At 64.0% G+C, this 22037-nt stretch carries 21 protein-coding genes; 9 read left to right on the top strand and 12 right to left on the bottom strand.

Translation table 11 applies throughout. The features are described 5' to 3' along the window. Window positions 1-80: 80 nt before the first annotated feature. Window positions 81-1388 (top strand): polyhydroxyalkanoate depolymerase, encoded by a 1308-nt coding sequence (phaZ, locus tag ACO1XS_RS22845; protein ID WP_331572575.1) that lies wholly within the window; start codon window positions 81-83, stop codon window positions 1386-1388. Between the two features lie 36 nt (window positions 1389-1424). Further along, window positions 1425-1892 carry a universal stress protein gene (locus ACO1XS_RS22840; RefSeq protein WP_331572577.1) on the top strand — a complete coding sequence of 156 codons (468 nt, stop codon included), beginning with the start codon at window positions 1425-1427 and terminating at the stop codon, window positions 1890-1892. A 67-nt stretch (window positions 1893-1959) separates the two neighbouring features. Here ACO1XS_RS22840 and ACO1XS_RS22835 read toward each other — a convergent pair whose 3' ends face one another. Beyond that, window positions 1960-2436, bottom strand: coding sequence for a universal stress protein (locus ACO1XS_RS22835; protein ID WP_331572579.1), 477 nt, complete (start codon window positions 2434-2436; stop codon window positions 1960-1962). 290 nt (window positions 2437-2726) lie between these two features. On the opposite strand from ACO1XS_RS22835, the gene fnr reads away from it, so the two are divergent. Next, window positions 2727-3506, top strand: coding sequence for a fumarate/nitrate reduction transcriptional regulator Fnr (fnr, locus tag ACO1XS_RS22830; RefSeq protein WP_331572580.1), 780 nt, complete (start codon window positions 2727-2729; stop codon window positions 3504-3506). Window positions 3507-3534: 28 nt separating this feature from the next. Here the strand turns inward: fnr and ACO1XS_RS22825 are convergent, their stop codons facing one another. From ACO1XS_RS22825 to ACO1XS_RS22790, 8 genes are all read right to left on the bottom strand, one after another. Next, entirely contained in the window at window positions 3535-4524 is a 990-nt protein-coding gene (locus tag ACO1XS_RS22825; protein ID WP_486391751.1) for a zinc-dependent alcohol dehydrogenase family protein, read from the bottom strand. Window positions 4525-4545: 21 nt separating this feature from the next. After that, window positions 4546-4824 (bottom strand): DUF1488 family protein, encoded by a 279-nt coding sequence (locus tag ACO1XS_RS22820; protein WP_331572585.1) that lies wholly within the window; start codon window positions 4822-4824, stop codon window positions 4546-4548. Window positions 4825-4973: 149 nt separating this feature from the next. Further along, window positions 4974-5822: an ureidoglycolate lyase gene (locus tag ACO1XS_RS22815; protein ID WP_331572587.1), complete on the bottom strand. Its 849-nt coding sequence runs from the start codon at window positions 5820-5822 to the stop codon at window positions 4974-4976. Between the two features lie 34 nt (window positions 5823-5856). Next, on the bottom strand, window positions 5857-6633 hold the full coding sequence (locus ACO1XS_RS22810) for an SDR family oxidoreductase (RefSeq protein WP_486391750.1): 777 nt from the start codon (window positions 6631-6633) through the stop codon (window positions 5857-5859). Beyond that, window positions 6630-7958: a UxaA family hydrolase gene (locus ACO1XS_RS22805; RefSeq protein WP_486391749.1), complete on the bottom strand. Its 1329-nt coding sequence runs from the start codon at window positions 7956-7958 to the stop codon at window positions 6630-6632. The genes ACO1XS_RS22810 and ACO1XS_RS22805 overlap by 4 nt, the downstream gene beginning before the upstream one ends. Before the next feature lie 29 nt (window positions 7959-7987). After that, complete coding sequence (locus ACO1XS_RS22800) at window positions 7988-8317, bottom strand: UxaA family hydrolase (RefSeq protein WP_440563345.1); 330 nt, start codon at window positions 8315-8317, stop codon at window positions 7988-7990. A 5-nt stretch (window positions 8318-8322) separates the two neighbouring features. Further along, window positions 8323-9360, bottom strand: a complete 1038-nt coding sequence (locus tag ACO1XS_RS22795; protein ID WP_486391748.1) for an ABC transporter permease — start codon at window positions 9358-9360, stop codon at window positions 8323-8325. Beyond that, a complete protein-coding gene (locus ACO1XS_RS22790; RefSeq protein ID WP_486391747.1) occupies window positions 9350-10951 on the bottom strand; it encodes a sugar ABC transporter ATP-binding protein in 1602 nt (533 codons plus the stop codon). Before ACO1XS_RS22790 ends, ACO1XS_RS22795 begins: the two co-directional genes overlap by 11 nt. Before the next feature lie 185 nt (window positions 10952-11136). Here ACO1XS_RS22790 and ACO1XS_RS22785 point away from each other — a divergent pair, with 185 nt between their 5' ends. Then, window positions 11137-12000, top strand: a complete 864-nt coding sequence (locus ACO1XS_RS22785; protein WP_414720306.1) for an IclR family transcriptional regulator — start codon at window positions 11137-11139, stop codon at window positions 11998-12000. A gap of 72 nt (window positions 12001-12072) precedes the next feature. Here ACO1XS_RS22785 and ACO1XS_RS22780 read toward each other — a convergent pair whose 3' ends face one another. Next, the gene (locus tag ACO1XS_RS22780; RefSeq protein WP_331572320.1) at window positions 12073-12408 is read right to left on the bottom strand and encodes a DUF4148 domain-containing protein; all 336 of its coding nucleotides are present in this window, start codon (window positions 12406-12408) and stop codon (window positions 12073-12075) included. Window positions 12409-12595: 187 nt separating this feature from the next. Here ACO1XS_RS22780 and ACO1XS_RS22775 point away from each other — a divergent pair, with 187 nt between their 5' ends. From ACO1XS_RS22775 to ACO1XS_RS22755, 5 genes are all read left to right on the top strand, one after another. Further along, window positions 12596-13540, top strand: a complete 945-nt coding sequence (locus ACO1XS_RS22775) for a LysR family transcriptional regulator (RefSeq protein ID WP_331572318.1) — start codon at window positions 12596-12598, stop codon at window positions 13538-13540. A 160-nt stretch (window positions 13541-13700) separates the two neighbouring features. After that, a complete protein-coding gene (locus tag ACO1XS_RS22770; protein WP_331572316.1) occupies window positions 13701-14906 on the top strand; it encodes a paraquat-inducible protein A in 1206 nt (401 codons plus the stop codon). Further along, window positions 14903-16198 carry an MlaD family protein gene (locus ACO1XS_RS22765; RefSeq protein ID WP_486391746.1) on the top strand — a complete coding sequence of 432 codons (1296 nt, stop codon included), beginning with the start codon at window positions 14903-14905 and terminating at the stop codon, window positions 16196-16198. The genes ACO1XS_RS22770 and ACO1XS_RS22765 overlap by 4 nt, the downstream gene beginning before the upstream one ends. After that, on the top strand, window positions 16195-16833 hold the full coding sequence (locus ACO1XS_RS22760) for a PqiC family protein (RefSeq protein ID WP_486391745.1): 639 nt from the start codon (window positions 16195-16197) through the stop codon (window positions 16831-16833). Before ACO1XS_RS22765 ends, ACO1XS_RS22760 begins: the two co-directional genes overlap by 4 nt. A gap of 483 nt (window positions 16834-17316) precedes the next feature. Next, complete coding sequence (locus ACO1XS_RS22755) at window positions 17317-19311, top strand: HrpF/NolX family T3SS translocon protein (RefSeq protein ID WP_331572310.1); 1995 nt, start codon at window positions 17317-17319, stop codon at window positions 19309-19311. An 86-nt stretch (window positions 19312-19397) separates the two neighbouring features. Here ACO1XS_RS22755 and ACO1XS_RS22750 read toward each other — a convergent pair whose 3' ends face one another. Further along, a complete protein-coding gene (locus ACO1XS_RS22750; RefSeq protein WP_331572308.1) occupies window positions 19398-20402 on the bottom strand; it encodes a LysR substrate-binding domain-containing protein in 1005 nt (334 codons plus the stop codon). A gap of 129 nt (window positions 20403-20531) precedes the next feature. Next, complete coding sequence (locus ACO1XS_RS22745; RefSeq protein WP_331572306.1) at window positions 20532-22025, bottom strand: aldehyde dehydrogenase; 1494 nt, start codon at window positions 22023-22025, stop codon at window positions 20532-20534. Window positions 22026-22037 lie beyond the last annotated feature (12 nt).

Here is a 22037-nt window from a genome sequence, read left to right as displayed (position 1 = left end):
CCGCGTCGGCACAATAGCCGGGCACTGTCGCGCTGCGTGGGCCCCACGCTGGCGAGCGCGGCGTGCCGCGGGAGGCGGTCATGCTCTACGACTGGCTGGAAGCGCAGCGCGCGCTGGCGCGCTCCGTTGGCGCGTGGACCGAATATGCCGGGCGCCTTTTCGGATTACCGGTGGCGCCTGGCGATAGCGGCGTTCCGGGCAGCGACTGGTTCGGCCGCTTCATTCAGACCGCCGCCCAAGCGCCGGGCTTCGATATTCATTCGGTGACGATCGGCGAACGCCAGGTGAGCGTGAAAGAAACCATCGTCGCGGCAACGCCGTTTTGCGCACTCCGTCACTTCGCCCGCGAAGGCATGGTCCTTCGCTCATCCCCGTATCCCGTTCTGGTCTGCGCGCCGCTGGCCGGCCATCACGCCGTCATGATGCGCGAGACGGTCGAGACGCTGCTGGAGGACACCGACGTCTATGTGACCGATTGGGCCAACGCACGAGACGTTCCGATAACGGCCGGCAGGTTCGGCCTCGACGACTACGTCCAGACCATCGAACGGTTTTTGCGCATGCTCGGCGGCGCCGGACTGCATGTCCTGGCCGTATGCCAGGCCACCGCACCTGCCGCCGCCGCGGCCGCCCTCGTCGCCGCGTGCGGCGAGCCGGCTCCGCTCAGCCTCACGCTGATGGGCGGTCCCATCGATGCACGCATCAATCCGACGGCCGTCGGCCGCTTCGCGCTCGCGCACAGCATCGGCTGGTTCCGAGCCACTCTCATCGATATCGTCCCGCCGGGTTACGCTGGCGCAGGCCGACGGGTCTATCCAGGCTATATTCAACATGCGGCGCTGATGGCCGTGCATCCGGACCGCCAGCTCGCACTCGAATCGCGGTACTGGGCGCACCGGTGGCGCGCAGACAAGACAAAAGCGGCGGAAAGCCGACGCGCGCTCGACGAGTACGCCGCCGTGCTCGACATGACCGAGGACTATTTCCTCGATACCCTGCGGGTCCTCTTTCGCGAGCACCGGCTCGCGCACGGTATTTGGCAGATTGCAGGACGCCGCATCGATGGCTCGGCGCTTGCTAGCACCGCCCTTTGTACGGTCGAGGGCGATCGCGACGATATCACCGGCGCGGGCCAGACGCATGCCGCCCATACCGTTCTAGCGTCCGTGCCGCAGCGCTCGAGAATGCGCCTGACGATCGCCGATTGCGATCACTACGATCTTTTTACCGGAGCCCGCTGGCGCGAAGCGATCCACCCCGAGCTGGCCCGTTTCTGGCGTTCGGCGTCCTCCGCGCGTCGGCGTGGCTCCCGGGTCCGGCCACCCCCGACGGCCAGATCGCGCGCACTTGATTCAGATCAGGCTGCAACGATGAGCGTGCGCCGATGATGTCCGAAAAACGGATCGACTTCGCGGAAGGCCCAAATGTACCGACACATCCTCGCCCCTATCGACGGTAGTGCCACGTCCACGCGCGCGCTCGAGGCCGCGCTCCGGTTCGCCAGCGGTTCGGGCGCCGAATTGCTTGCACTTTTTGTCGTGGACGTGCCGGTCATCGGCTCGGAGGCGCCTGGCTACGATCCGAACCTGGTGCGCGATGCGCTTTTCGAGCAGGGAGCGCGCGTGGTCGACGAAGCGATCGAGAAAATGAAAGCGGCCGACGTTACCGGCACGCCGCGCGTGGTCGAGACCAACCCGCTTCGCGACGATATTGCGCATACGATCTTGCGTGTCGCCGAGGAGTGGCCGGCCGATCTGATTGTCATGGGTACACATGGGCGGCGCGGGTTCCAACGCCTCATGCTCGGCAGCGTAGCGGAACGCTTCCTGCGCATTTCGTGCTGTCCGGTTCTCCTCGTTCCGGCCAGCGATGCGGCGGCCGGTGAAAGTTGAGTGCCGGCCCGACGGCACGGCGGCATCGATCCGGCACGCCGAGGCACCGACGAGCCGCGGACTCCCGTCAGAGTTTGCCCGTTGCGCCGCGGGCCACTTCATCGTGGCGCACGAGCAATACCGGCAGTTCCACCGAGCGCAGCAACGATTCGGCAACGCTGCCCAGCAACACGCGGCGCACGCCATGGCGACCATGCGTTCCAATGACGATGAGTTCCGCCTCACATTCCGCGGCGACGCGAGCAATGACCGAGGCCACGCTTTCGCCGTACGCGTCGACGACACGCGGCGTGCCCTCGACCCCTCCCGCCTTGAAGACTTCTTCGGCTTCCTCGAGCGCCGCGGTCGCCGCCTCGATCGCCTCGGGGCTCGCGCCCTCACCGCCCTGATAGACCGCACCAACGTCCACCAGTTGCGGTGCGTGCTCCACGACGCAGACCGCGACGATCGACGCGCCCGAAGCGCTGGCAATCTTTACGGCCTCGTCGAGCGCAAGACGCGCTGCGCGGCTGCCGTCGATGGCAGCCAGAATACGTGTGTACATGATGGTTCTCCGGGGCACAGGCCCACTGCATCGATCATTGATGCAATAAGTGTGCGACCCGCCAGGCCTGCGCGCCTTGATGCCGATCAACGAGCGATCGGGGGGCGTCGGCAGGCCTGACGAATGAGCCGATTCCTGGCGCGACCGTAGGAAAATGCTTACAAAGCGCCGTCGATACCTACCCCAGTTTCGTATCGCGCTGATATTTTTTTCGCGGGGCGCTGGCCATACTCACTGCCATGAAGGATCACGTGCGTGCTGCCGCGCGCGCGTCACTGGCGGAGGCCACCATGTTGCTCGAACTGGATTTCCCCCGACAAGAAGGCCCATCCCCGGCCCCGCAGGAGACGTCCGGGGGTGCCCACAGTCGAAAGCTACCGTCGCCTGCCAAGGAGGGCTGCGCGTCCTGCTCGCTGCGCTCGGCCTGCGTCCCGGATGGGTTGACCGCTCAGGAAATCGCGCGCTTCGATGCGATCGTCAACACGACGCGGACCATCAAGCGCGGCGAAGCGCTGTACCGTACCCACGATCCGTTCGAGAGCATTTATGCCGTGCGGGCCGGTTCGTTCAAGACCGTCGTCATGCACCGCGATGGCCGAGAGCAGGTCACGGGTTTTCACCTTGCGGGCGAAGTGCTCGGGCTCGACGGTGTCTGTGCCGAACGACACAGCAGCGATGCGATAGCCCTCGAAGACAGCAGCGTATGCATCATGCCTTATTCGCTACTCGAGTCGATGTGCACGGAATCGAAGCAGTTGCAGCGGCAAATGCTGCGCACGATGAGCAGCGAAATCGTGCGCGAATCGTCGCTGATGATGCTGCTCGGCACGATGAGCGCCGAGCAGCGCGTCGCCACGTTCCTGCTCAATCTATCGAGCCGCATGAAGGCGCGCGGCTACTCGGCCGCCGAATTCAACTTGCGCATGACGCGCGAGGAAATGGGCAATTACCTCGGCATGAAGCTCGAGACAGTCAGCCGTATGTTCTCCAAATTCCAGCGCGACGGGCTGCTCGAAACTCACGGCAAAAAAATCCGCATCGTCGATCTGACCGCGCTCGAAGCGGTTTGAGCCCGCCGATATACGCCCTGGGGTTGCGTCAATCGCCGGTCGTCAACACCGCGGCGCCGGTGAGGCGGCCCTCGCGCAAGTCGGACAGCGCCCGGTTGGCCTCGCGCAACGGATAGAGCGTCGTCTCGATGCGCAGCGGCACCTGGCCCGCGATCCGCATGAACGCGTGTCCATCTTCGCGCGTCAGATTTGCGACCGATACAAGGCGCCGTTCGCCCCAGAGCAGGTCGTACGGAAAGGACGGAATCGCGCTCATGTGGATGCCGCCGCAGACCACGATGCCGCCTTTGACGACGGCGGCCAGTGCGGCGGGCACGAGCGCACCGACCGGTGCAAAAATAAGTGCCGCGTCGAGCGGTTCGGGCGGTGCGGCATCGCTGCCGCCGGCCCAATGTGCGCCGAGTCGGCGAGCGAGCTGCTGCGCGGCCGCGTCGCCGGGCCGCGTGAACGCATAGACGATCCGCTGCTGATGGCTGGCCACTTGCGCCACGATGTGTGCGGCCGCTCCGAAACCGTAGATGCCGATGCGCCGGGCGTCGCCGGCCATCGCGAGCGTGCGATATCCGATGAGGCCCGCGCACAATAGCGGCGCGGCTTCCGCGTCGGAGTAACGAGCCGGTATGGGCAGACAATAGCGGCTATCCGCGGCAACCCACTCGGCATACCCACCATCGAGCGTGTAGCCCGTGAACGCCGGCCGATCGCACAGATTTTCTCGGCCGCCGCGGCAGTAGCGGCATTGCCCGCACGTATGGCCGAGCCAGGGCACCCCGACGCGCTCGCCCAGCCGGAATTCGGTGACGCCCTCACCCAGGCCCGCGACGACACCGACGATTTCGTGCCCCGGTACGACGGGCGTCTTGGGATGGGCCAATTCCCCGTCGACCACATGCAAGTCGGTGCGGCACACCCCGCATGCGCGAATGCGGATCAACAATTGCCCGGGGCCGGGCGTCGGATCCGGCAACTCGCGCTCGCTCAAGTGCGGGGACCGGCCGTCGAATACCATCGCGCGCACGTCGTTGTCTCCCGGTGCGAGTCAAGCGTCGTGAAAACGGAAAAACCCGCTATGCAGCAGCACCGGCTTCTTGCCGAGTTCTTGCAACAATTCGCGAGCGGCTCGTTCGATGGCATGCCGATGCTTTTCGAACGCCGCAAGGACATCCTCTTCCCGGAGCGACTGGGCGCCAAAGTGGTCTTCGAGCGCCTCCGCGGTAATTGCGCATTGGACGCGCTCGCCATCGACGAGCGCCGGGAACGCGAGCACCAGGTCGCGGCCGCAGTACTCCGGAGCCTCGATCGGAAAAGAGATATGCATAGCGCCCCCTTTGCGGCAACCGTGCCGCGGCGAATCCATCCGGCAACCTTACGACAAAAGGCGCGGACGTGCCACGCGCCCTTGCCATCAGGATAGTCGATGGCAAGCGTCGTCCTGCTTGACTTGGATCAACGCTTGCGGGGCTCGGATCACTCCGCGGCGACCGTGCGTTGCCGCTGCTCGCCGAGCCCCTCGATGCCGAGGCGGATCGTCTGGCCCGCTTTCAAGTAAACGGGCTCCGGCTTGATGCCCAGACCGACGCCCGGCGGCGTGCCGGTCGAAATTACATCGCCAGGCTGCAGGCTCATGCACTGCGAAAGATACGAGACGAGCTTCGCGACCGTAAAGATCATCGTGCGCGTATTGCCGTTCTGATAGCGGTGCCCGTCGACTTCGAGCCAAAGATGAAGCTGCTGCGGATCGGCGATTTCGTCGCGCGTGACCAGCCACGGGCCCAGGGGGCCGAACGTGTCGAAGCCCTTGCCCTTGTCCCACTGCCCGCCGCGCTCGATTTGCCACTCGCGCTCGGACACATCGTTGATGACGCAAAAACCGGCCACGTAATCGAGGGCGTTCGCTTCGTCGACATACTTGCATGGCCGCCCGATGACGACACCGAGTTCCACCTCCCAGTCGGTCTTTTTCGATCCACGCGGGATCTCGATATCGTCGTTCGGGCCGACGATCGCGCTCGTCCATTTATTGAAGACCACAGGTTCGCTCGGAATCGGCATGTTCGATTCCGCCGCGTGATCCGCATAGTTCAAACCGATACATACCATCTTCCCGACCCGGCCGACGCAGGCACCGATCCGCGGTTCGCCCCGCACGACCGGCAGTGTCGCCGGATCGATCGCCCGCAGCCGCGCAAGGCTCGCATCGGAAAGCGCATCGCCGGCGATGTCGTCGACGTGGGTCGACAAGTCTCGAATGTTGCCCTCGGCATCGACGAGGCCCGGCTTTTCCTGACCTTTCGGCCCATAACGAAGCAGTTTCATATCAGTGGATTGCGATAAGAGAAAGTGGGAAGGATCAATTGGACCAGCCGCCGTCGATGAGATGCACCTGCCCTGTCGTGAACCCCGCTTCGTCCGATGCGAGATAGGCGGCGAGCGCGGCGATCTCTTCGGGTTTGCCGATGCGGCCCATGGGCTGACGCGCGACGAATGCCGCCTCGACTTCGGCGACCGACTTGCCTTGCGTGCCCGCCTGCTCGGCAATGCGCGCCGTCAACGAGGGCGAAGCCACGGTTCCCGGGCAGATCGCGTTGCATCGCACGCCGCGAGTCACGAAGTCCGCGGCGACCGACTTCGTGAGCCCGATCACCGCGGCTTTCGACGCGCCGTAGACGAAGCGGTTCGGCACGCCTTTGACGCTCGAGGCCGCCGACGCCATATTGACGATCGAGCCGCCGCCGCGCTCGAGCATCCCCGGTAAAAACGCGCGGATCGTCCGGTACATCGACTTCACGTTCAGATCGAACGAGAAATCCCAGTCGTGCTCTTCGCATTCGAGCACGCTGCCCGCATGCACGAAACCGGCGCAATTGAGCAGGATATCGATGCTGCCGAGTTCGCTCGCGAGCTCCGCGATCGCAGCCGTATCGCGCACGTCGAGCGGGCGCGCCTCGAACGGTACGTCGCCGAATAGATCGAGCCGGATATCGGTCGCGACGACGCGCGCGCCCTCACGCGCGAATCGCTCCGCGCAGGCGCGGCCAATGCCCTGCGCGGCCGCGGTCACGACCGCGACTTTGCCGGCGAGCCTGCCCGCGAGCGGATGCTCCGGTGATGTTGCCGTGGGATTCATAAACGCTCCGTTTGATGTCCGCCAGCTCGCGCCGCGGGCATGATCGGCAAACAGGCCGGCCCAACCGGCTCGAATGCCTTGTAGGTCAGAATGAATTCCTGGTGGCCGAGCATCTCCGACTTCGACCGCGTGCCGTTGGCGACATCGACGGTCAAATCGAATACTTCGCGCCCGAGCTCGTCGAGCGTGCCGCGTCCCTCGAGGATGCGCCCCGCATCAGCGTCCATGTCGCCCGATAGTTTGCGGTAGGTGTCTGGATTGGCGCAAACCTTGATGACCGGCGACACCGCCGAGCCGACGACCGAACCGCGGCCCGTCGTGAACAAGATCAGGTGGCAGCCGCAGGCGATCAGCTCGCCGATTTCGGCATTGTCGCTGATGTTCGGAAAACCGAAGCGCGGCTCGCCGTCGGGCACGACATCGAGCAGGTAAAGCCCGCCCGTCGGCGGCACGTCGCCCGGCTTGACGATGCCGACGATCGGCGATGCACCGCTTTTCGCATAGGCGCCGAGCGACTTCTCCTCCTGCGTCGTGAGCCCGCCGTCGGCATTGCCGACCGCGAAGCTGCCGTGTCCCATGATCGTGTAATAGCGCGCCGCTTTCGCCACGCATTCGACGATCGCGTCGCCGAGTTCGGGCCGCGCTGCGCGCGACTTCATATGGTATTCGCACCCGACGAGTTCGCCCGTCTCTTCGAAGACGCAGGTCGCGCCGCGTTCGATGAGCGCATCGAACGCGCGCCCCACGGCCGGGTTGGCCGTCATGCCGCTCGTGCCATCCGAACCGCCGCAGACCGTGCCGACGATGAGCTCGGAAAGCTGCATCGGCACGGTGCCCTGCGCGCGCAAAGCCTGCCGCGTGCGCTTCACCCAGTCGACGCCGCGCATCACCGTGCTGCGCGTGCCGCCCGTTTCCTGGATCGTCAACACCTCGACCGGCCGTCCGCTATCGCGCACGAGATCGGCCAGATAGTGCTTGTTCATGCTTTCGCAGCCGAGCGAGACGAACAACACCGCGCCGACGTTCGGATGTGTGGCGATACGCGCGAGCATTTTCTCCGCGTAGGCGTTCGGATAGCAGCCGGGAAAGCCGATCAGATGGACATCGGGTTGTTCGTCGTGGGCGTTGGCGACGTCGAAGTCGCCCGCCACGGCGTCGGCGTCGGACTCGTCGTAGCGCGGCCCGAAGCGCGTGACGATTTCGCGCGCCACGTGATGGGCGCATTCGACGAGATACGCGACTGCGATCACGTTGCGAATGCCCTTGCGGCCGTCACTGCGCAAGTAACCGCGAAGCGGGGCCGGTTCGGAAGAGAGCTCGTTCATCGAAGTATCCGTCGAAAAGGGACAGGTGCTCAACGCTTGTCGTGGGAGACGAAACTGTGGCCTTCGTCGTGGGTGTACGTGGGCAGATAGTCGCTCACGAGATTGTGCATGTGCAGATGCTCGCCGCGTGCGACGCTCGCCGTCACATGGCCGATCGGCGCGCCGTAGCGGACGACCTTCTCGCCAGCTGCGAGCGGACGGCGCGCGAGCTTGTGCGCGAGCGGGATCGTCGTCGCGAGGACGACGGTTTCGCCGTCGATGGCGAGCGCCGTACCGGCTTCGAGCGTCGTCGCGGCGATCACGCAGTTGTCCTCCGGCGCGAGCAGAATCAGGCGGGGATCGAATGTCGGAGAAGTCATCGTCGTCATGCGTCACCGCCGGCCCGTTTCGTCAACATCAGCGCTGCAAGGATCACCGCACCGTAAATCGCTTGAACCCAGAACGACGGCACGTGCGCGAGCATCAGGAGATTCTGCGCTACGCCCAGCAGCATTGCGCCCGCGAGCGCACCCAGTATCGACCCTTTGCCACCATCGAGCGAAATCCCGCCAATGACCGCGGCGGCGACGACGGTGAAGATCATGCCGCCGCCGCTCGCGTCGATCGCACCGCCGCAGCCCACGGCCGCCATACCGCCGACGGCCGCAAGGACCCCGCCGATCACGAACACACCCCATACGATACGCTCGACGCGAATGCCCGCCGCGCGCGCCGCCTCGCGGCTGCCGCCTATCGCGTAAAGGGCGCGCCCCAGCCGGTGATAGCGCAGTATGAACGCAGCCGCGGCGAACGATGCGGCGGCGAACCATACCGAAATTGGCAGCCCGAGCGCACTCGCCGCCGCGAGCGTGTGAAGCGACGGGGGCAGCGCGAACGTGGCCCCCCCTCGCGTCACACCGGCCAGCACGCCGCGCAATACGATCAGCATCGCAAGCGTCGCGACGAAAGCGTTCAGGCGCAGTCTGACGACGAGCAGTCCGTTGATCCAGCCGATCACGGCACCCACGGCCACAACGACCGCAAGCGCCGCCGCGGGCCACGCCCAGCCCGGGCCGCCGGAACCGGCTGAGATGACGAGCATGACGCCCACCGCCGGGGCCAGTCCGAAGGTCGACTCGAGCGACAAGTCGAACTGCCCGACGAGCACGATCAGCGACTCGGCAAGCACGACGAGCGCCAAGGCTGACGTTGCACCGAGCAGGTTGACGAGATTCGCGCGCGTGAGGAAATCGGGATTGAGGAGCGCGCCTATCGCGACGAGCAGCGCAAGCGCTGAGAAGCGCGCCACTTCGCGCCGGCGCGCCACTTCCCAGCGTACGGGCGACGGGAGGGGCTGCCCCGTCGAAAACGGGAACCCGGCCGCGCGGACTTCGACGGCGGCGCCGGACAGACTAGGCTTCATCAAGATCGACTCCTTCGATTGCTGCAATCAGTTCACGGTCGGCCCAGAAGGCCGGAAACGTTTTGACGATGCGGCCACGGAACATCGCGAATACGCGGTCGCAGCTGCGCAGATCGTCGAGCTCGCCGCTCGAGACGATCACCGCGCGGCCGGCGTCGCGGGCGAGGTCGATCTGGGCGAGCAATATCTCTTTCGACTTCACGTCGACGCCAAGCGTCGGATCGACGAGTACGAGCACATCGGGATTCGTCGCCAGCGCGCGCGCCATGACGACTTTTTGCCGGTTGCCGCTGGAGAGCGCCGCCACTGGCACCTGCGGCCCGCGCGCAACGATGCCGAGCGACGCAATGGCCTCGGCGCCCAGCCGGCTTTTGACGGCATCGCGCACGATGCCCCAGGGGCCGAGCCGTCGAGCCAGTGTCATCGTCACGTTCTCGGCGATCGATTGGCCCGGCACGAGACCTTCGCGGTGGCGCGCCTTCGGCATGCAGCCCACACCCGCATCGAGCGCGGCCTCGACATCGCCGCAGGGAAGCGTGATTGCACCCGTCCCGCCTCGTGCGTGAACGCGGACCGCGCCCGAGCGCGGCTTGCGCAGGCCGGCGATCGCCTCGGCGAGTTCCACGCGCCCGCTCGTCGACGCTCCGACCAGACCGACGACCTCACCGCGTCGAACCGCGAACGAAACAGCATCGAAATCCGTGCCCGCGAGCCCCGCCACTTCCAACGCGAGCGGTTCGGCAGTCGGCATCTTTCGCATGCCGATGTCGGCGATGCCATCGCCTCCTGTCTCGCCTGTCATCGCATCGATGAGGGTCTCGCGCGGCAGTCCCTCGACAGGCGCCGTCAGCACACGCCGCCCATCGCGCAATACCGTCACCATCTGGCAGATGTCGTAGACCTCCTGCAATCGATGCGAGATGAACAGAAACGTCGCACCTTCGCGCCGCATCGCCTCGATGCGACTGAACAGCCGCCGGATCTCGCCCCGATCGAGCTGGGCGGTCGGCTCGTCGAGCACGATCAGACGGGCGCCCTGCGACAAAGCCCGCGCGATTTCGACGAGTTGAAGCGCCGATGCGTCGAGCTCCGCGCAGCGGGTGTCCTCGTGCACATCGATATGCCAGCGGTCGAGCAATGCACGGGCCTCGCACCGCATCGTGCGCCAGTCGATCGCGCCGCGCGCGTACGGCTGCCGATTGAGGAACAGGTTTTCAGCGATGGACAGCTCGCGAATTGCCGTCGAGTGCTGGTGAACGCAGGCGACGCTCGGGCACCCCGGGCTGCGCCCGGCGAGGCCGGGCGCAGGCTCGCCCGCGAAACGGATCTGCCCGGCGTCGGGCCGCGCCAGCCCCGCGAGCAGCGAAACGAGCGTCGATTTGCCCGCGCCGTTGCGGCCAACGAGCGCATGCACTTCGCCCGGCATGACGGCAAGGTCCACGCCGGCCAGCGCCGTCGTGGCACCGAAGCGCTTGACCACACCGCGCACGTCCACAACGGGCACGGCAGCGACGCCGGCAGCCGCGCTCCCGAGGTGCAGCGAATGGCCTTGCACATCGCCGCTTCGCGCCAACGCCGGACCGTACGCCATCGTCTCCTCCTCGTTGAGCGTCGGTGCGACGCAACAGCCGGCAGATCGACCGGCATCTTTTGCTCCGCTCGTCGGCGGCTTGGTTATCCTGCGGGGGCAGCCGCGCGCACCGTTCCCGGTCCGCGCCACCAAGTTCATTGATGAATGTATTATTCATATACGGATGATTGACCGCAAGCACCGCGATGACCGGTGTTTTCCCTAACCTTCGCCCGAGGGCAGATCAATTGAAGTCCGAGAAAAACGCGACCGCGGCCGACGAGGCCACCGATATTTCAGCCGCCGACGAAGCCGAGCGCTACCGTGCGCCTGCGCTCGACAAGGGCCTGGACATACTCGAGCTGCTGTCGGAACAAAAAGAGGGACTGACGCGGGCCGAGATCATGAAAGCGCTGGGCCGCAATGCGAGCGAGATTTACCGGATGCTCGAGCGCCTCGTCGCCCGCCAATACGTCATGCGCTCGCCGGGCGGCGACCGCTATACGCTGAGCCTGAAGCTGTTCGCGCTGGCGCACCGCCACCCTCCGATGCACCGCTTCCTGACCGAGGCCGTGCCCGAAATGCAGCGCTTCGCCGATACCGCCGAGCAGTCGTGTCATCTGACCGTCTACGATCGGGGCAATCTGCTCGTCATCGCGCAAGTGGACGGTCCCGGCACATGGGGATTGTCGATTCGCCTGGGCTCGCGCGTCGGTCTCGTCGATACGGCATCGGGGCAAGTCATGCTTGCCTTTCAAACCGAGGATGAACGCGCGCGCATGCTCGCCGAGCACACTCGCGTAAAAGGCGAGATCGCACGCTCGTCGAACGAGCTCGCAACGATGTTCGAAGCGATCCGCGCGCAGGGGCATCTGCGTAAGGAGAGCGCTCAGACGTTCGGCGTCACGGACGTCACGTTTCCGATTCTCGGACCGTCGGGTCAGGCCATCGCCTCGCTGACGAGTCCCTATATGCGTCGTATCGACAGCTACGTCGCCCCTTCGCTCGACGAGGTCACCGCGATGCTTGCGGCTACGGCAAGCAAACTCTCGATGTCTCGCCGCCCATGAACAAAAAAGCCCAGACAAACGTCTGGGCAAAAACCACCGGGCAATTCAGCGGCTCGGCGCCGCACGCGACGCTCAATACCGTTTGTAGATCGGCGGCGAATACGAGCTCACGGATCCTTCAGCGGCATGGCCCGATTCCGCGGCATTGACTGCGCCGCCGACGCCGCTCGTATTGGCTTGGGCAGCCGCTTGCCGCGAGGCATTCTCGGCGGCGATACGCGCCTGCGCAGCCTGAATATTCTCCGGATAATGCATACGGTCCGACGGGTTGAAGCCGGCCTTCATGGCGCGCTCGAGGTCGGCGCGTACTTGAGCGCGCGTGAGCGGTTGATTATCCGATTGCGCGAACGAAAGGGCCGGTACGGCCAATGCGAGGGCAACCGCGGCTGCCTTGATCAATGCTTTCATGATGAGCTCCAAAAAGTTGTGCGATACGTCGCTGCGAATGTCGATCTGCAGCAGGTAGAATCAGTTTAGAAGGGCTCAATCAGCGGATAAATAGTCGATTCCAGAATTCACTGGTGCGCCTGACAGAACAATGACCGCCGGGCGGGCAACGGTTTCGCTGTTCCAACAACGATCGGAGGATGCCGCCATGGATCGCTTTGCGGCAATGAAAGTGTTTACGCGCGTGGTCGAATCGCGCAGCTTCGTCAAAGCAGGGGAATCGCTGCAGCTTGCCACCCCGCAAGTATCGAGAATGGTCGCGGCGCTCGAAGCGCATCTCGGCGCACGGCTTCTCAATCGCACGACGCGCAGCATCAGCCTCACCGAAGACGGCGAGGCTTATTACGAACGTTGCCTGCGCGTGCTGGCCGAAGTCGACGAAATGGAGGCCGAACTCACGCACGCGAAGCTCAATCCGCAAGGCAGGATCAAGGTCAATCTGCCGTCGTTGATCGCGAAGACTGCGATCATTCCGGCACTGCCCGAGTTCTTTGCGCTCTATCCCGACATCCAGGTGGAAATGGGACTCAGCGATCGGCAAGTCGATGTCATTGAAGAAGGTGTGGACTGTGTGATTCGCACCGGCGAGCTCGAGGATTCAGGACTCGTCGCGAGGCGCCTCGGCAATCTGCCGCGCATCACCTGTGCCGCGCCGTCGTATCTCGAGAAATTCGGCGAGCCGAAAACGCTGGAAGCGCTACGCGAACATGTCGCCGTCAACTATGTCTCGAGCAACACCGGCCGCATAAGAAGCTGGGATTTCCTCGTTGGAGACAGGATCGAGACGATCGACATGCGCAGCATGATCGCAGTCAATGAAGTCGATGCGTACGTGACATGCGGCCTGCATGGTTTGGGTATTCTCAAAGGCGCGGTCTTCCCGCTTTGGCCTTATATCCAGAGCGGCGCGCTATGCGAAATTCTTAAAGACTACCCCTGTCCGCCCCGGCCCATCTCGATCATGTATCCGCGCAATCGGCATCTGCCGCGCAAGATCAGGATCTTTGCCGACTGGGTCGCCGATGTATTCGCGCGCACCCCGCTGCTGCAAACGCAAGAGGCCGATATCGAGGCGAAGGCGATCGCCGATTGAGCGTTACGCCGCCGCAATAGTTGCGCGCAAAACGCGCTATCGGCGCGCCGGGCCTCGCGTGCGCCCTCGCATCCGCACCGGGAACGAACCATGCTACTCACGTGGGAGCCATTGTTATTTTCTCCCGGACCCCGGAGACGTAGAGTGAGGGCGAAATGCCATGACGATCGGTTGCCCGGAATGCGGCACGCTCGCGGATCTCTCGCCGCTCGACGCGCGCTCGGTCGCACGGTGCAGAGTCTGCCATTATCCGCTCGAGCGTCGCAGCGGACGTAGCACGCAAGCAGCGCTGGCTTGCACCGCGACCACGTTTATTCTGTTACTGCCCGCCAATTTCGCGCCGCTGATGACCGTCCAAATACTCGGTACTCAGCACTCTTCCGTCCTTGCGTCCGGCATCGCGGCAATGTGGGACGACGGTTGGGTGTTGCTCGCCCTGTTGCTCGGCATGTTCGGCATCGTTTTGCCGTTCGTGCGTTTCGGCGGCCTCGCGCTCGTGCTCGCTGCGGTGTACGCGGGACGACGCTTCAGGGGCATTGGCCGGCTTTTCCGTTGGACGTTGGCGCTCGACGTCTGGGCCATGCCGGACGTCTACCTCGTTGGGTGCTTCGTCGGATACGCCCGCGTGACACAGAATCTGACCGGCAGAATCGGCGCCGGCGGCTACTGTTTCATTGCCGCCGCCCTCTTGTCGATGGTCACGCGCGCGTTGCTCGATCGGAGAACCGTCTGGCGAGCCATCGCCCCGGAACGCGAACCGGCGGGGGATGGGCCCGTGGTGTCCTGCCTCGCATGCGACCTCGTTCAACCGGCTTCACAGGTTGGCCACCGGTGTCCCCGATGCGGATTGAAGCTCAATACGCGCAAAACGGATGCGCTCGTGCGGGCAAGCGCGCTATCGTTGGCCGCGCTCGTCCTGACAGTGCCCGCGAATCTCTATCCGATGACAGCTTCGACGCAATTCGGCCGGCACATGTCCCATCGAATCATCGACGGCGTCTACCAACTCTTTCATGTCGGCCTTTGGCCGTTCGGCATTTTGATCTTTTGCACGAGCATCGTCATTCCGGTCGCCAAAGTCGCTGGAATGGCCTGGTTCATCGGTTCGGTGAGACGCCGCTCGCATAAGCATCTGCGTCTGAAGACCCACATCTATCACTGGATCGACGAGTTGGGACGATGGTCGAACGTCGACGTCTTCACGATCGCGGCGTTCGTTCCGTTGATTCACTTCGATGGCATTGCCTCGGCGAGTCCCGCGATAGGCGCCACGGCCTTCGCGCTCGTCGTGCTGTTGACGATGGCGGCATCGCGCGCGTTCGATCCGCGGATGATGTGGGATGTTCGCGATAGGAAGCGTCCGTGAACAGGCCGAAATCGAGGCGTACGCAGGCCGACGTCCGGCGCAGCGCTTGGCCCGGTTGGATCTGGGCAGTGCCGATCGCCGCGCTGGGCGTATCGATCTGGCTCGGCGTGCGTGCGCTGGTTCAGGAAGGCGAGACCGTCACGGTGACATTCGCCAATGCATATGGAATGAAGGCGGACGATACGGACGTCACGCTAAGGGGCGTCAAAGTCGGCAACGTCTCGGACGTCACCCTCGCACCTGACGGGCAGCACGTCGAAGCGACGCTCAAGATCGATCACGCCGAAAAGCGGTATCTGCTCAGCGGCACCCGATTTTTTCTGCGTGGTGCGAAACCCGATATCGACGATCTCGCCTCGCTCAAGGCGCTTTTGGCCGGGCCTGAAATCGTCATGGAGCCCGGGCCTGGCAAGCCAACGACTCACTTCGTCGGCGACGATAGCCGGCCTGCCCTGCCTCCGCGGCACGGCCCCATCGTCACCTACGCCGTTCGCTTCGAAGGCGCGGCGGGTGCGCTCAAAGACGGGGCCGCCGTTGAGTTGCGCGGCTTCCAGGTGGGTACCGTCGTCGATGTGCACTTGCGCTACGACGCCGCGACCGGTGCATTGGATACACCGGTGCAGATCGCACTCGATCCGTCCGCGCTCGGCATCGTCGGTTCTCCGCCGCCGGCCAACGGCGATTGGCGGCCCGCGGTGGACGGCATGCTGCGGCGCCTCATCGCCCAGGGCTTGCGTGCACGGCTCACACAGGACCCACCGCTCGTCGGACCTCGCAAGGTCGGCCTCGATTTCGTGGCGAACGCACCCGCCGCCACACTGGCGCTCGATAACGGCACACCCGTGATCCCGAGCGTCGCGTCCGCCGACATGGATACGATCGCGTCCAAAGCGAATGACATCGTCGACAAAATGGACAGCCTTCCCATCAAGGAAACGGGCGAGCGCGTGCGCAGCATCGCGGCACACATCGATGCCCTGAGTTCATCGCCGCGCATCGGCGACTCGCTCGAGCATATCGATCGCGCGGTCACGCAGATCGATCGCACGTTGCAGCAGGTATCGCCGCAAGTCGCTCCGCTGGTGGCGCAGCTGCGCGATGTGGCGAACTCCGCCGATCAGGCCGCCGCCGCGGCCAACCATACGCTCGGAGGCGATGCGACGAGCCAGAACGATCTGCCGGCGGCATTGCGCGAGCTCACCGACGCCGCACGCTCGATTCGCGCATTGGCCGATTATCTCGATCAGCATCCCGAGGCGCTCGTTCGGGGCAGGCAGGAGAAAACACCATGACACGCACTGCCGGAAACCGGACAAGGCGCCGCTTGCCGCGGACGAACGCGATGCGGCTGGCGGCGATCGTCATCGGTTCGTCGCTCGCGGGCGCCATGACGATCGCCGGCTGCAGTCATAGCCCGCCCATGCGCTACGTGACGCTGAGCGCAGCGCCAGCTGCGACGCCGCTCGCCACCGGCCGAATCGAGCCGGTGCAGCTCACCGCCCTGCATATTCCCGGCGAACTCGACCGGCCCGAAGTCGTCACGCAGATATCGGGGAACCAATTGTCGGTCGATGAAGGTACCCGCTGGGGCGCGCCGCTTGCGCGCATGATGCGCCGCACGCTCGCGGAGGATCTTCTATCGCGCTTGCCCGAAGGCGCGTTCGTCCTGCCGGACTCGCCCGCACCGACCGAGACACGCGCGCTCGTAGTGACCGTCCTCGATCTCGAAATCGATACGAGCAAGACATTGAGGATGCAGGCCGCCTGGACGTTATCGACGGGGCGCCCCGATCGCGTGGTGCTGACACGGCAGGCCACGCTTTCCGTAGAGATGCCGGACAGCAACGCGGCGAGCCAGGCGGCATCGTTGAGCCGCGCTCTTGGGCAGTTGGCTGACCGCATTGCTGCGTCGATTCCATCGCGGTGATGGGCGTGTTCTCCATGCTGCGCGTCGTCCTCTGACCAAGGGCTTCCCTCGCCGTTCATAGCGGCCTCATTCGTTCATTTCGTGGGTGGCGACTCGTTTTCGCCAGCATTTGCCTGAAAACGCGCAGGCGCGCTCTACGCTCTTGCTGAACGAGTTGTTGTCTGTCCACGCCGACTGCGTTTCCCCGGGCTACGCGCTGCGACCCGCATGAGCGCCACGCGCGCGGAGTTCCGTCACGGTCTCAACCTTGAACAGAAGAGGCTCCCCATGCCCTTGAGTCATACCTCCTCGTCGAATCGAACATCCGAGCTTCCAACGTCGCCCTCTTCTGACGGGACGACGAAGCGACGCTCTTCGGGCCAAGGACTGCTCGGCTCGGGGGCCGCCGGAGCGGCCGCCGGCGGCGCTGCGTTTATCGGCGCCGGCGTTGCCGGCCAAGTATCGGATCCCGTGCTGCAAAACGTCTACACGGAGTTGGAGAAGATGCTGTCCAACTCCCTGGGCACGCTCGTAGGCAGCGATAGTGAATCCGACGACAAAAAGTCACGCGGTCAAGACAGCCAGGCCGCTCAGGCGGCACAGCCCGACGGCCAAGTGCCGGCCGACCCATCAGCCAATCCGCAGGCCGACTCGAGTGCAGCCTACAAGGCGTTGCTGGACAACATTGCATCCGGGCACGGCGGCGGTGTTTTCGGCGGCCTGTCCGCACAGAAGATCATGGAAAACGCGCCACCCGGGTCTTCGAATCTGACCTGGAACAGCGGGACGCTGAGCGACACCGAGTTGCAAATCGTATCCGTGCTCGACCGTCACAAGGATCAATGCCCACTGAGCTGGGGATCGCTGCAGGACAAGGCCAACGATCCTTCCACCCCGCCGGACCTGAAGGCCGCGATCCAGGGATTGCAGAACGACCCGCAGCTGTTCTATGCGATCGGTTCGCAAGGCGATGGCCGGTGCGGCGGAAAAATCAAGGCTGGCGACCTCTCGAGTTTCTCGGCCAACCACCAGCAGGTCGCGTCGTTCAAAGAGGATCAGGCGAGCAGTTACGAGCAGAATTACGTCCCATCCGACGCCACCGGAAACGTTCAACCGTCGGAAATGACGGAAAGCGATGCCATGCGAGAGCTCTATCGCTATTCCGACAATTTGCCGAAGAATCTGGGCTTGGCCGATTTCAAGCAGATCGTGGACGGCGACGCGAAGACCGGAAAGACGCCGCCCCAGGTCATTGCGGCCGCCAAATACTTCATCGACCACCCGGATCAATGGAAGCAAGTGTCCGGCGGCAACGACGAGATGAGCACGGCTGATTTTCTGCAAGCCGCGTCATCGTCGATGCACATGACGCAGGACGAATTGAATACGCTCGACACCATCAACAAGAATCAGAAGGCCTTCTTCGGCGACGGCGACCTCACGCGCGACAAACTCACGAGCATGGTCAACGACAAGAGCCTCGATCCGAAGGTCAAGCAAGCCGCGTCTCAGTTGCTTTCGGACCCATTGCTGTTCGGCGTGCTCAACAACTCGATCACGGGCTACAAAACCCATCACGGGTTCTTCGATTTCGGCGGCGGGCATACGGTCGATTCGGGCAACATCAGCAATGATGACTTCAAGCACTTCTACGACAACATGTCCGAGGCCAACCGGACAGTGCAAAAGCCGGTGACGCACGCACCAAAAACGGCCGCCGATCAGGATGCCGTAGCCGACATGATGATGGGAACCGCCGATCAGCCGAACATCAAGACGCCGAAACACAACGGCGGCGCACTGATGCATGCACTCGACGAAGGGCTGAAGATCGGATCGATGGTGCTCGACTGGGGCGCGACGGCGCTCGGCGCACTCAGCTTCATTCCGGGTATCGGCGAGTTGGCGGACATGGGATCGGCAGTGCTCGAGGGCGAATCACAAGCGATGAACGTTGCCCGCACGGTGCTCGACGGAGGTAACCTGAAGAAGGCGCTCGAAGAAGCGGGCCTGAGTATGGCGGCCCAAGCCGTGGGCGACATCGCCGGGCCGGAGGCGAAGATTGCCATGCGCGACGGTCTCGCCAAAACGCTGATTGAAAAGGCTGCGACCGTGGGCATGAACATGCCTGTTCAGGCAGCGCAATACTATGCCGTTAGCGCGATGAACAATATGAAGTCGAGATTGGAAGGTAATCCGACGCCGGGCATCTTCAACTTCACGCAGTCGATGGCGGAAGGCGGACTCGGCAGCGTGGGCGAAGCATTGGACGGCATCGGTGGGCATAAGGTCAAGTTCGACTCGATGTCCGACGGCATCACCAAGAAGGTGATGGAAAAGGCGACGACGGCAACCGTCAATGCGCCGCTGACCGTGGCGAAGGGGTATGCCGGTAGCTACTTAGGCAATGTGCAAGCGCAAGTGGGAGCGGGTCCCGCGCAACCGACCGCGGAGCCGATTCAGCCTACCGTCGTGCCCACTCAGACAACGCCGGTCTGAGCGCAGTGTCGACGCTCACCGAGCGTTATACCGTTCGCCCTCGGTGCGCCGAGGGCGGTTGACACTACGAGGCGCAGCCCGTAGCGTCATCGAATCTTTTCCTCTGCTCCGGTGCTAGCCCATTCGCGCATCATCGCTCCGACTTCCTCGCAGAGCCACTCGCGGAACTGCAGATACTCGGGGCGAACCTTGGCGTTCTTGCGCGTGATCAGATAGTGATAGCGGTCGTTGAATACGAGCGCATCCTGGACCGGTCGGACCAACTGTCCCAATTCAACCTGGCGATGCACCAGGTGATGCCAGCCGAGCAGCGTGCCCTCGCCCGCTTCGGCCTGGGCGACGAGCAGCCGATAGTCGTTGCTTTCCAGATGGTCGTTTTCGACGAGCATGTCGGAGCCGTCGCTGTGCTGAAACCAGTTGCGCCACACGCGCCAGTCGACGTGCTCGCAAACCTGCGCTCGTCCCAGCAACGATAGATTCAACGTCGGATGCGAGAGCAGATCCAGCGGCTTCAGCGACTTGCCGTGAAAACGGCGCTCGCGAAACGACGGACTGCACACCGGATACACCACGTCGTGAAAGAGCGGCTCCACTTCATACTCAGCCTCGCGCGGCGGAATCTTGGTGATGATGACGTCAGGTTCCATCAGCCCGTCGATCTCCATGAAATGCTCGGTGACCATCACGTGCAGCTTGATATCCGGATACCGTTTGCGGAACTGAGGCAATCTGAACGACAACCATAATGCGGAAAACGTATGCGAGACGCAAACGGTCAGCGCGTGCCTGTCGGACCGGCGAACGGCCTCCGCGGCTTCCGCGATGTTCATGATCGACAGATACGACGCGTTGTAGAGAATGCGTCCTGCGTCGGTCAGCGCGATGTGTCTTCCCGTGCGCTCGAACAGCGCAACATCGAGCGAATCCTCGAGTTCCTTGATTTGCCGGCTGATCGCGGCCTGCGTCACGCACAGCACTTCCGCGGCCTGCGTGAAGCTCTCGTATCGCGCCGCCGTGACGAAGCACCTCAGCGCCCTGAGCGATGGCATCTGGGCGAGGAGTCTATCGGCGAACAACTGCTTCTTTTGCATTGCCTTCACCTTTCACGCGGACGCTTCAGATATAACAGTTTGCTAGCGCCGCCACTCGCTGACAAGAGCGCGCTACCCTCGGTGTCCCTCCCCGCTATGCGGCGCCGGTGATCCGCTCGAAGCGCTCCGTCAATCGAGCTTCAGCCAAGTCGTCTTCAGTTCGCAGTACTGATCATGAGCGTAAATCGATTTGTCGCGGCCGCCGAAGCCCGATTGCTTGAAACCGCCGAACGGCGTCGACAAATCGCCCTCGCCGAAGCAATTGACGGTGACCGTGCCCGCCCGGATGCGCGCCGCGATCTTGTGGGCCTGATTGACGTTGTCCGTCCAAAGCGATGCTGCCAGACCATAGCAGGTGTCGTTGGCGATTCGGACGGCCTCTTCGACGTCGCCGTATTCGATGAAGCAAAGCACGGGGCCGAACACTTCTTCGCGCGCGATCGCCATGTCGGGTTTCACGTTGTCGAAAATCGTCGGCTCGACGAACCAGCCGCCGCTCTCGGTGAGCGTCGCCTTACCGCCACACACCAGGCGCGCGCCTTCGGCCCTCGCCGTCTCGATGTGCGCAAGCACCTTCTCATAGTGCGGGCGTTCGATCAACGAGCCCAGTTTCACGTCCGGGTCGAGCGGATCGCCTGTCTTCCAGCTCTCCAGCACCGATCGGACTTTTTGCAGCAGCTCAGCCTTCATCGACGCCGGGACGAGAATGCGCGATCCCGCGCTGCAGTTCTCACCCATGTTCCAGAAGGCAGCGGCAACCGCATTCTCCGCAACAGCGTCGAGATTGGCAACGTCGGGTAGCACGACCTGCGGGTTCTTGCCACCGCATTCCAATACGACACGCTTCAAGTTCGTGTCGGCCGAGTAGCGCAGAAAGCGTTTGCCCGTTTCCGTCGAGCCCGTAAAGGCGACCAGGTCTATATCGGCATGCTGCCCGATGGCCTGGCCGGCCTGCTCACCAAAGCCCGTGACCACGCTGAAAACACCGGCGGGCACACCCGCTTCCAGTGCGAGATCGGCGATGCGCAGCGTCGAAAGCGACGTCTGCTCGGCAGGTTTGACGATCACGCTGTTGCCGACGGATAGCGCCGGGCCGATTTTCCATGCGAGCATGAGCGCCGGAAAATTCCACGGCAGCACCGCTCCGACCACACCGATCGGTTCGCGCGTGATCATACTGACGACACTCGGGCCCGATGGCGACAGCGCGTCGTAGCGCTTGTCCGTCGCCTCGGCATGCCAGCGGATGCAGGCCGCCGATTCGGGGATGTCGAGCCCGAGGCATTCGCTGATCGGCTTGCCTGCTTCGAGCGCTTCGAGCAGCGCGAGTTCTTCTGCGTTTTCGTCGATCAACTGGGCGAGGCGCAGCAGGACGCCCTTGCGCTGGGCCGGCGTCGCCTTCGACCACACGCCGCTTTCGAACGCCGCTCTCGCCGCGACGACGGCGCGATCGACATCCTTGGCGTCGCACTTGGCCACATCGGCCAATACCTTCCCGGTCGAGGGATTGAGCGTTTCGAACGTCTCATTCGACGCAGCGGGGCATCGCTCGCCCGCGATGAATGCCCGGCCGTCGAGCCGCAACGCTTGCGCCCTGTTCTTCCATTCCTGATACGTTGCCATGGTCTAGTCCTT

This window comes from Trinickia sp., from assembly GCF_057351765.1.
This window is presented reverse-complemented; position numbering and strand designations above follow the sequence as displayed.